Origin of the sequence: Streptomyces sp. NPDC127100, from assembly GCF_042724095.1 — a bacterium.
GTDB lineage: Bacteria > Actinomycetota > Actinomycetes > Streptomycetales > Streptomycetaceae > Streptomyces.
Genome location: NZ_JBHXFL010000086.1, coordinates 1 through 9,797 on the forward strand (window position 1 = coordinate 1; position 9,797 = coordinate 9,797).

5 protein-coding genes and 1 pseudogene are annotated in these 9,797 nt (G+C 77.7%); 1 reads left to right on the top strand and 5 read right to left on the bottom strand.

Going from position 1 to position 9,797, the window contains the following annotated elements; translation table 11 throughout:
* The 5 genes from ACFWJB_RS35035 to ACFWJB_RS35055 form a co-directional block, all read right to left on the bottom strand.
* A partial coding sequence (locus ACFWJB_RS35035; protein WP_386927339.1) for a hypothetical protein occupies positions 1-3,333 on the bottom strand: 3,333 nt, incomplete at its 3' end.
* A gap of 3 nt (positions 3,334-3,336) precedes the next feature.
* Complete coding sequence (locus tag ACFWJB_RS35040; protein WP_385472989.1) at positions 3,337-3,492, bottom strand: DUF6760 family protein; 156 nt, start codon at positions 3,490-3,492, stop codon at positions 3,337-3,339.
* Positions 3,489-3,986, bottom strand: a complete 498-nt coding sequence (locus ACFWJB_RS35045) for a hypothetical protein (protein WP_386927341.1) — start codon at positions 3,984-3,986, stop codon at positions 3,489-3,491. Before ACFWJB_RS35045 ends, ACFWJB_RS35040 begins: the two co-directional genes overlap by 4 nt.
* Positions 3,986-4,429 (bottom strand): phage tail protein, encoded by a 444-nt coding sequence (locus tag ACFWJB_RS35050; RefSeq protein WP_385472991.1) that lies wholly within the window; start codon positions 4,427-4,429, stop codon positions 3,986-3,988. Before ACFWJB_RS35050 ends, ACFWJB_RS35045 begins: the two co-directional genes overlap by 1 nt.
* Positions 4,430-4,485: 56 nt before the next feature.
* Positions 4,486-6,096, bottom strand: a complete 1,611-nt coding sequence (locus ACFWJB_RS35055; RefSeq protein WP_385472994.1) for a phage tail sheath subtilisin-like domain-containing protein — start codon at positions 6,094-6,096, stop codon at positions 4,486-4,488.
* 326 nt (positions 6,097-6,422) lie between these two features.
* Between ACFWJB_RS35055 and ACFWJB_RS35060 the strand changes: the two are divergent.
* A pseudogene (locus ACFWJB_RS35060) lies at positions 6,423-9,797 on the top strand (hypothetical protein); the annotation flags it as partial.

Consider the following 9,797-nt stretch of genomic DNA (forward strand, 5'->3'; position numbering starts at 1 on the left):
GGGCGCGGGGTGGTCCGTGAAGGGGGTGCCGGGTCCGGGGGTGGCCGGGTGGACCGGCGGGAGTGTGGGGGCGGTGGCGCGCTGGACCGGGGGCGCGGGGTGGTCCGTGAAGGGGGTGCCGGGTCCGGGGGTGGCCGGGTGGACCGGCGGGAGTGTGGGGGCGGTGGCGCGCTGGACCGGGGGCGTGAGGTGGTCCGTGAACGGTGTGCCGGGGCCGGGGGTGGCCGGCGGGGGCGTGGAGGCGGTGGGGTGGGAGACGTCGCTGGTCGGCACCGGGGCCGGAGGGCCGGGCATGACGGGTGTGGTGGCTCGCTGGACCGGCGGGGGCGTGCGGGTGCCGGTGGCCGGTGTGGTGAGCGGCGTGCTGCCGGACGGCGTGGTGGTGAGGGGGGCGCCGAGCGGGGAGCGACGCCGGTCGGCCGGTCCGGCCGCCGTGCCGGGGGCCGGGCGCGCGGGCTCGGGTGCCGGGGCCGGTGCCGCTGCCGGGCGTACGGAGGCCGGTGCGGAGGTGGGGGCGCCCAGTCCCGGACGGCGTGCCGCGGTGCTGCGCTGGACCGGGGGCGTGGTGCCGGGGGCGACCGGGCCGGGGCGTACTCCCGTGGGGCCGGTGGAGGGCGAGGCGGTGGCCGCTTCGGTCGTCGGACGGGCCGAGCGGTCGGAGGCCTCCGGGGCGGCGGCCGACGGCGACCTCCGGACGGGGGCCGGTGCCGTGGCGGGCGCCGGAGCCGTCGCGGACGCGGGTGCTCCGTCCGTGGAGCGCTGCACCGGGGGTGCCACCGTGCCCGGGCGTACGGCGGAGGTGCCGGTGGACGGGGCCGGTGCCGTAGTGGGCGTCGCCGGGGCGGGGGTGCCCTGGGCTCGATGCGAGGGCGAGGTCTTCGACGCGGGCGGGCCGCCGGGCGTCGTCGTCCGCCGTTGGACGGGAGCCGTGGCGGCGCCCGCGTCGGCGGGCCGTGCTCCGGTCGCTCCGTCGGCGGTGCGCGGTGACGTGGGCGTGGCGAGGGGGGCGGTGGCGCCGGGGTGGCGTCCCGCGCCGTCCGCCGGTGGCCGGCCGGTGGCGGCCGGCCGGGGGCCGCTCGCTGCGGGGGTGTTCCGTGACACGGCCCGCTGCACGGGCGGAGCCGAGGCGTCGGGTGCCGTGCCGGTCGTTCCGCCGCCGTGGTTGCCGGCGGGCGTGCCGGGTGCCGCGGTCGGGCGCAGGGTGCTGGGCGCGGACCGCTGTACCGGGGTGCTCGTCGCGGGGGTGCCGCCGGTGGCGGGCGTCGCCGGACCGGCGGCCGCGGAGGACCGGTCCTGCGGGCGCGCCGCCGGTGCGGACGTGCCTCTGCCGAGCGCGGTGCTGCCAGGGGTGACGGCCCGCTGCACCGGGAGTCCGGTTGCCGGGCCGTCGGGGGCAGGCGTCCGCCGGTCGCCCGCGGACGGGGCCGTCCGTGCGGAGCCGGGTACGGCCCGCTGGACCGGCGTGGCGGGTCGCGTGCCGTCGGAAGTGGTGCCGGAGGCAGGGGTGGCGTTCGCCGCGGAGCCGTGCGGGGGCACGGGTGCGGCGGGCGGCGTGCCGCCGGGGGCGGACGGGGAACGGTTGCCCGCGGGGGCGGAACCCGTACTCGTGCGGGGGGTCCGCGGGCCCTGCGGGGACACCGCCCGCTGCACCGGGAGGCCGGTCGCCTGACCGCCGGGGGCGCCTTCGCGCGCGGGGGTGCCGACCGCCGACGTGTCGCCGTTGCCGGTCGGGTTCGTGCGCGGGGTGGACGTCGCCCGCTGGACGGGAGTCCTGGGTGCCGGCGTGTTCGTGGTCGGGTTGCCGGTCGGCTTCGCGAGCGGGGCGGGCGTCGCCCGCTGGACCGGGGTCTGGGCCGCCGACGTGTCGCCGTTGCCGGTCGGGTTCGTGCGCGGGGCGGACGTCGCCCGCTGGACCGGAGTGCCGGGTGCCGGGGTGTTCGCGGCCGGGTTCGTGCGTGGCGTCGACGACGGGCGCTGGACCGGAGTGCCGGGTGCCGGAGGGTTGCCCGCCGACGTGTCGCCGTTGCCGGTCGGGTTCGTGCGCGGGGCGGACGATGCCCGCTGGACCGGAGTGCCGGGTGCCGGGGCGTTCGCGGCCGGGTTCGTGCGTGGCGTCGACGACGGGCGCTGTACCGGCGTGCCGGTCGGGCCCGTGCGCGGGGCGGGTGTCGCCCGCTGGACCGGGGTGCCGGTCGCCGGCGCGTCCCCCGCCGGGGCGTTCGCGGGGCGTGCGGCGGTGCGCGGGGCCGGGGTGCCGCGGGGCGTGGGCCGCGCGTCGTGGGTCGCCCGCTGGACCGGGGTGCCGGATGCAGGGGCGCCGGTGGTGGGGCCGGGCAGGCGGACGGGGCCCGGAGACGCGTCGGCGGCCACCGGGCCGTCCGGGGACGCGGCCGTCGCCCGGGGACCGGAGGTGTGCGTCCGCGCCGCGGGCGCGGGGCCCTGCGGGTGTGCCGCGCGCTGGACGGGCGCCGTGGCAGGCGCGGGTGCCGGGTCGGGGGGCCCGGCGGGAGACGTGCCGGGGCCTCCTCGGTCGCCGTCCGCCGACGACGGCGCGGTGCCCGAGGAGGCCGGAGCGGCGTCGGGCGTCCGCCGGGTCGCGGGCAGGGCCCGTCGCTGCACGGCCGCCGGCGCGGACGGCGCCCGGGTGAGCAGGTCCCGCGTGCGCGGCGCGGCGGGCGGCACGGGAGTCGCGCGGACGCCGTGCGCGCCCCGGGCCGGGGGACCCGCCGGAGCCGCGGGCGACGCCGGCCCCGTGGACCGCGACCGCTGGACCGGCGCCCGGGACGCGGCCGGCGCCGCGGCGGGCTGCGGAGCGTTCGGACGCGCCGACGGCGACGCGGCCGGGGACGACGCGGGCGCGGCCGGGGACGACGCGGGCGTCCCCGGTATCGCCCGCAGCGGCGCCACCGGCATGCGCTGCACGGCGGGAGCGCCCGCCGGGGACGCCGAAGGCAGCCCCCGCGTACGGGGGCCGGACTCCGCGCCCGGCCGCGCCGGCTCGGCGAACGCCCCCGAGAGCAGGCCGTGGCCGGCCGCCGGGTCGAGGACCGCGGGGGACGGCGCCCCGCTGAACGACGGGTTCTGCCAGGTCGGCAGCCGTCCGCCGAACCCGGCGTCCGCGACGCCGGGACGACGGCCGCCCGTCGACCGCTGGATCGGCGGCAGCGCCGTCCACGCGGCGACGGCCACGGGCGGCGCCGGGACACCGGCCGTGGCCGGCGCGTCCACCGTGCTCGCCGTGCCCGGCGCGTCCCCGCCCGGGGCCGGGCTCTGCGCGGAGCCCGCCCCACCGGTACCGCCCTGCCGTCCCCGCAACCGGTCCAGGAATCCCACCGCTCAGCCCTCCGCCGCGCGCGTCACGAGGGACGCGATCTGCTCCGTGTACCGGCGTCGGTCCTGGTGCTCCAGATCCAGGATCGCGTCCAGGCCCCAGTGGAAGTGGTAGGCGACGTACGCGATCTCCTCGTGCAGCCGGTCGGTCGCGTACGTCACGATTCCCCCAGGCGGCTCCCGCCGAGTTCCACCTCGAAGGGCTCCGAGCAGTGCGGGCACTGCACGGCCGCGCGGGTGTGTCCCTCCGCGTTGATCTGGCGGTAGAAGTCCTGGAGGAACGCCAGATCGGACGCGAACATGTTCTCCACGACCCCGTCGTGCACCATCGTCAGCGTGCCCAGCCGGGTGATGACCCGGCCGAGCAGCACCACCGACAGGTACGCGGGGTTCTCCTGCACCCGCACGTCGCGCAGCGGGACCAGTTCGTCCCGGGCCGTCGACAGGCGCATCACACCGTCCCGGTGCACCGTGCCCGACTCGTCGACGTAACCGCGCGGCAGCTCGAAGGGGAACTCCGTGACGAGCTGCTGCCGGGGCCCCGGGTCCGCCGGGGCGTCGGCAGCAGCGGCGGCGGGAGCCGAACGGATGGATTCCGCTCCCGCCGCCGCGGACCGGGGAGCCGCGGCGGGTGCCTGGGCGGCCGTACGCCGCATTACTCGATGACCAGTTCTTCGAACACGATGGTGACGGTCTCGGTCAGGGCCGCGGCCTCGCCCGCCTTCACCGTGCTCGTGTCGATCTTGCTGCACCAGGCGTTGCGCAGGTTGTACCGCTTCACCGGGTTGTCCTGGAAGTCCATCATGATGATGGAGGCGTTCTTGCGGGCCGTGCTCATCTGGCCGCGGATCGAGTCGTTGATCCACTGGGTGAACGACGCCGACTGGGTCATACCGCGCACGACGGTGCACTGGCCGTTCTTCTGCACGCCCGGCAGCAGCGCGACCTCGGCGCGGCCCTGCGAGCTGTTCTGCTGGTAGGTGATGACGTCCTGTTCGAGGGTGAGGCCGCTGACCTCGGCGAGGTACTCGACCATCACACCGTCGATCTGGAGACCGAAGTTGTGTGAAGTGAGGGCGTCACCCGGCTGGAGACTCATGTGTTCGCTGTCCTTCTGGGAATGGGAGGGGGACTACGGGGAGGGGGCGGGTGCGCCTACTCCTCCAGCTCCCCGCTGCCGCTGGAGAACTGGGCCAGCCGGAAGATCACGAACTCGGCGGGCTTGACCGGCGCGATGCCGATCTCGCAGATGACCCGGCCGAGGTCGACGGACTCCGGCGGGTTGGTCTCCTCGTCGCACTTGACGTAGTACGCCTGCTCGGGGCTCTGGCCGAACAGGGCGCCGTTGCGCCACTCGTTGACCAGGAACGCGGAGACGTTGCGGCGGATGCGGGCCCAGAGGTTGTGGTCGTTCGGCTCGAAGACCACCCACTGGGTGCCGATCAGGATCGACTCCTCCAGGTAGTTGAAGTACCGGCGGATGTTCAGGTAGCGCCACGCCGGGTCGGAGGAGAGGGTGCGGGCGCCCCAGACGCGGATGCCGCGGCCCGGGAAGGCGCGGATGCAGTTGACGCCGATCGGGTTGAGCAGGTCCTGCTCGCCGCGGGTGATCTGGAGCTCGAGGTCGACGGCGCCGCGGACGACCTCGTTGGCGGGGGCCTTGTGCACGCCGCGCTCGGAGTCGTTGCGGGCCCAGATGCCGGACACGTGACCGCTCGGCGGGATCAGGCGGGACTGGCCGGACGCCGGGTCGAAGGTCTTGATCCAGGGGTAGTAGAGGGCCGCGTACTTGGAGTCGTAGCCGGCCGTCTCCTGACGCCAGACGCGGATCTGACGGGCGTTCAGGCCGGGCGGCGGGTCGATGACCGCGACGCGGTCGCCCATCAGCTCGCAGTGGGCGATGAGGCCGAGCTGGACGGCCTTGACGGCCTCCAGGTCGATCGCGCCGCGCTGGTAGGCGGCCATCAGGTCGGGCACGGCGACCATGGAGACCTCGTCGACGGCCTCCAGGCCGCCGAAGCCGGTGCGGTCCGCGGAGTCGCCGAGGTACTGCGCCGGGCCGGGGTGCGCGACCTCGCCACGGGAGACCGGCGCGGCCTTGCCCGCCGGGGCGGCGGGCGGCGCGGGCAGGGTCACGGTCTGGTTCTCCGGACGGGCCAGCTGCGCGGACGGCGCGGCCTCCGTCACGGTGATGAGCTTGGAGCGCTCCTTGACCTGGGTGACGACGTAGGCGCGGTTGCCCTTCTTGGCGCTCACGTCGAAGGTCTCGACCGGCTTGTCGCCGTCCTTGACGATCAGCTTGAAGCGCTCGGCGGGGCCCTCGCCCTCGGGGTCGGCGACCTCGACGGACAGCGGGCCGCTCTCGCCGGCGGCGGTGGCCGTCACGGCGAACGTCCCGAGCTGCCGGGGCTCGGCGGCGGGCAGCGCGGCGGGAGCGGTGCCGCCCGTGACCGAGGGAGCGGCGGCGGCCGTCCCCGGTCCCTCGCCGGCGGCGTCCTCGGCGGAACCGCCGACACGGACGACGTACGCGGCGCTGCCGCCGTTGTTGAAGAACCCGTAGACGGAGTGCGCGAGGTAGTACCCGTCGGTGAAGTCACCGAACGCCGCGACGTACTGGGTCCAGTTGGTGACCAGCGTGGGCTCGTTCAGCGGGCCGGTCGGCGCGAGTCCGACGAAGGCCGCCACCGAGGTGCCCACCCCCTCGATCGGGCGCGAGCCGCTGGCCACCTCCTCGACGTAGACGCCGGGCGACAGGTAGGACGGCATGCTCTGCTCTCCTCGGGGTACGAGACAGGACGCCCCTCAGCCTCGCGCGCGCGTTGCCCCCGTCGAAACGGCCCGGGGGGCCGGAGCGGGGGCACCGACACTGCCCCCGGCTGTGCCCATAGGGGCAGGCCGGACGGCTCCGCCGCTGGTCGGAAGCCCCGGCATCCGGCCGGAGCGCTCCCACGGGGGCTTCGTTTCCCCGTACGTCACCCTGTGGCCGTACTCCGTTCATGGGTTAGCCTCCCCGCCTGGCCGGGCTCCGCACCACGCCGAGCCGGCGACGAGGACGGGGACGGGGCCGGCGCCTCGTCGGGCGGGGGCGTGCGATGCGGGGACGGCGGGACGAGTCCGGCACGAACGGCGCCGCGGCGGACCGGACGGGCCCGGCGGCGGTGCCCCCGCGGACCGTGCCCGGCGACGCCGGCGGCGCGCACCTCCCGGCCGGCCTCCCGTCCGCCGCCGCGTCCGCACTCGGCCCGAGGGAGCTGTGGGCCGTTCAGGGTGCCGCCGGCAACCGCGCGGCCGCCCGCCTCCTCGGCAACCGCACCGCACCGCCCCCGGCGAGCACGCCCGGACCGCCCGTGGTGGCGCGGGCGCCCCTGGCCCCGATCGCCGAGGAGGAGGCGCCGCCGGGACGGCAGGGCGACACCGGCCTCCCGCGGCCCCGCCGCCCCGCCCGGCAGGGCCGGCGCACTCCGCCGGCGGCCGGCCCGGGCGGGGGACCGTCCGGGGCGGGCCGGAGCGACGGCGCGCCGCCGCCCCTCCTGGTGCTGCCGCCGTATCTGCGGGACATGACGTCGGCGGGGCTCTCCACCGCCACCGGGCTGACCGGCCACGAGTTCGTCGGGCACGTCCTCACCCGGGTCACCGGCCGGACGGACGGCGACGTCGCCGCCGTGCGGCGGGAGCTGGCCGGCCGCCCGGAGTCGTTCTACGGCCGGGGCCGCGCGTTCTCCGTGCGGGGCGCCGACGCCGACTACGACGTCACGGTCTCCCTCGGCCCCGGTTCCGGCGCCGACCCGGGGCCGTCCGTGTTCCCGAACCCGGCGGCCACCACGCCCCGGCTGTCGGCCACGCGGGCGGCGGACGCGACGGCCGCCGAGGACCCGGCCACCAAGGTGGACCAGCAGCACAACTCGGCGGCCACCGTGGCGACCGACGCCGTCCGCTCGCGGCAGTTCGGCCTCAGCGCCTCCGGCACGGTGCTGGCCCCCACGCCCGCCCCCGGCGTGTGGGCCGGTGCCGAACTGGCGGCGGGCGCCGCGCTGCGCACCGACCGCGACGTGCACACCACGAGGACGGTGTCCGAGCCCCGTACGGTGCGCAGCGCGGGCGGCACGGTGCGCAGCACGCGACGGGTGACCTACACCGTCCGGATCGACCGGCAGGGCCCCGGCACGGCACCCCAGGAGTTCCACGGCGACGGCACCCTGACGATGCGGGTGCCGAGCGAGCACCTGGTGCCGATGGGCACCGTTCCGCCCGCCCACGGCCCCGAGCTCGGCGCGCGGCAGCGGAAGGCGGTACGGCAGGCCACCTCCATGGCGGCGATCTCCGTGGAGGACGGCGCCGCCCCGCACGCGGGCGGCGGCGGGCTGTTCGACACGGTCGCCTCCGTGCTGCATCCCGCGGCGGTCGCCCCCGGCTCGGCCGGACGGGCCCGGCTCTACGAGGCCACCGGCACCACGACCGTCCTCCAGGACCTGCCCCGCATGCTCGCGGGCTGGGTGGCGAGCGAGGACCTGGACGCCGGAGCCGCCGGGGCGGCGAGCGCCTACCGGATGCGGGCCGACATCGTCTCGCTGGTCCCCGGCTGGGGAGCCGGGCAGACCCAGTTGCGCACCCACCAGCAGGTGTCCCACGGAGCGGGCGCCACCGTGGGCAAGGGCTCGAACGGCACCGCCGGCGCCGGCCCCGCCGTGGGGCTCGGCGCACCGGGCGCGGGGCCCGCCGTGCGCTTCTCGGGCATGGGCGTCGCCGGGTACCGGCGCATGCGGTTCACCGCCGCCGACCAGACCGCCGCCACCCGGCAGGGCGCCGAGGTCCGCGGCGGCAAGGTGCTCTACCGCGCCCGGGTCCGCCTCACCGTGCAGGGCACCGGGCCCGCCGCCCCGCGGCACACCGCACGGCCCGCGCGCCGCGGCGCGGAGCACGTCCTCGACGCCTGGGTCACCCTGCGCGCCGAGGAGGCCCACCACCTCGGACTGCCGCTGCCGGCCGGCACGGAGCCGGGTGAGCTGTACACGAAGCCGGACCGGACCGGGCCCGACGGAAAGCCCGTGACCGGGCCGGACGGCCTGCCCGAGAAGACCGAACGACGGCTGCCGTTCGACGCGGCGGGTTCCAGCGTGGCCCTCACGCACCTGGACACCCGGCCCCTGATCGCGGCGGTGACCCGGCTGTTCGCCACCGAGCCGCGGCTGGCCGGCTATCTGCCCCCGTTCGGCGCGCAGGCGACGGGCCGGGACGCGGGCCGCGCCGACGCCGAGGCCCAGCGGCGCAACTACCGGGAACTGGTCACCGTCCTGTCGGAGACCAACCTGCGCGCCAACAAGGACCAGTTGCTGTCCACCGGCGTCCCGGTGCGGCTGCGCCGCAAGACGGCCCTGGCCTCCCACGACGTACAGGTCCGGGTGCGCGGGCAGATCGGCGCCCTCACCTACCTCGGCGACACCGCCGACTGGCTGGTGCGCAGCAGCGCGGGCGTCGGGTCGGGCGGTCAGAGCGGTGCCGCCACCTCCCGCCGGGCCGGCGCGCAGGGAGGCGTCCGGGCCTCCCTGGTGCCGGGCGCGCTGAGCGTCGGCGCCGTGGCCGACGCGGCGGTGGAGTCCAGCCGCCGCGCCCAGGGCGGCCCCGTCACCCGCACCGACTCGCTCAACAGCGGCGACGTCTCGACCAGCACCTTCGGCACCAAGCTGTGGCTCGGCGTCGACGTCACCATGACCAGCCGGGAACGCACCGCCAAGCGAGCCGTCACGCCGGGCCGCCCCGGACGGCACCGGCCCGAGGCCGAACGCATCGCCTCGTCCGACGACCGCGGCCTGCGGGACAACCCCCTGCGCTTCGACGAGGAGGGCCAGGACGTGCGCCTGAGCACGCCCACCGCCTTCACCGTCGACGAGGAGACGCACGCCCGGCTGGACCGGCACCGCACGGCGGGCCGCACGCGGACCGGGCCCCTGGACGCCTCCGGCATCGGCGACCTGACCACCCGGGCACCCGGCCGCGGCCTGCGCGACTGGGACTTCGTGGAGACCGTCGGCGACGCCGAGCCGGTGCGTGACCTGGCGTTCCAGCTCCTGGCCCAGGCCGCCCGCCGGGGACGTACCGATGCACCCGGGGACACCGCCTTCGAGACGGAGGGGCTGGCCCCGCGGCTCGCGGTCGAGGACCGCTTCGCCCCGCAGGCGGTCACCGCCGCCCTGCGGCAGGGCGTCACCTCCGGCTGGGTCGTCGCCGACCTGCGCCACCCCCGGCGGCTCACCGCGCTGGACGGCGCGGTCGGCACCCGCTTCGCCCTCACCCGCCCCCGGGTACGGCACCGCTCCACCGGCGCCGGCATGGAGAACATGGCGCTGGGCGGGCACCAGGGCTCGGGACAGCGCGCCCGGACGAAGGGCACCGGCCTCACGGTCTCGGGCCGGGGCGCCGAAGGCGGCGCCGCCGACGGCTGGGGCCTGGCCGAGTCGGCCTCCTACCGC